Genomic DNA, 889 nt, shown 5'->3' with positions numbered 1-889 from the left:
CTAGGTCATGTTGACAAATGGCGGACCCAGAGCCGGATTGAAGTGACGTCAACAAAGCCAAGATAACTTTCAGCCGTTTTGTCGTATCGCGTGGCGACCCGGCGGGCGTTCTTCAGCTTGTTGAAACACCGCTCCACCAAGTTTCTCAGCCGATATAATCCATGATCCACACCAACCCGCATCTTACGCGTTTTTCGCATGGGAATCTGGGTCAGAATATCGCGCTCACCCATGGTTTTTCGAATACGATCAGCATCATAGCCCCGATCGGCCAGTAGCACCCCTGGCTCCGGCAGATTGTCATCCATCACCAGATCAAAGCCCAGATAATCCGACGTTTGCCCTGGCGTGATGTCTGTCCTCATGGGCAATCCGTGCGCGTTGACACGCAGGTGGATCTTGGTCGTGAACCCACCTCTTGAACGGCCAAAACCCTGTCGCGGAGTCCCCCTTTTGCGCCCGCAGCCTGATGATGAGCGCGAATGACAGTGCTGTCCGCTGCCCGGCAGGCGGCTTTGCCGCCGAGAGGGATCATTTGCAGAGCGTCTGGGACGGTGCCACTCTGGTTTAAGGCCTCCAGAATGTCCTCCCAAAGCCCTGCCAGGGTCCATCGTCGAAATTGCCTGTAAACGCTCGACCATTTACCGAAGTCTTCGGGTAAGTCGCGCCACGGTGATCCCGTACGCGCTATCCAGAATATACCATCCAAAACAAGGCGATGGTTGGCTGGTTTGCGGCCATTTGGGGCACGGATCGCAAGGATGAAGTGTTCAAACAGCGACCACTCGTCGTCACTCATAAGGTCTCGGGGCAAGCTGGTCTCCATAGCAGATACCAGCTTGAATCACGCATGAGCCTTCGTGTGAATCCCTTTTGTCAACATGACCTA

1 pseudogene is annotated in these 889 nt (G+C 55.1%); it reads right to left on the bottom strand.

Annotation, left to right across the window (positions count from 1 at the left end):
- Positions 1–5: 5 nt before the first annotated feature.
- A pseudogene (locus tag GFB49_RS20920) lies at positions 6–799 on the bottom strand (IS5 family transposase).
- Positions 800–889 lie beyond the last annotated feature (90 nt).

Source organism: Tritonibacter litoralis (assembly GCF_009496005.1).
Lineage (GTDB): Bacteria > Pseudomonadota > Alphaproteobacteria > Rhodobacterales > Rhodobacteraceae > Epibacterium > Epibacterium litoralis.
The sequence above is the reverse complement of the archived record's forward strand: the minus strand, read 5'-3'. Positions and strand labels throughout refer to the sequence as shown.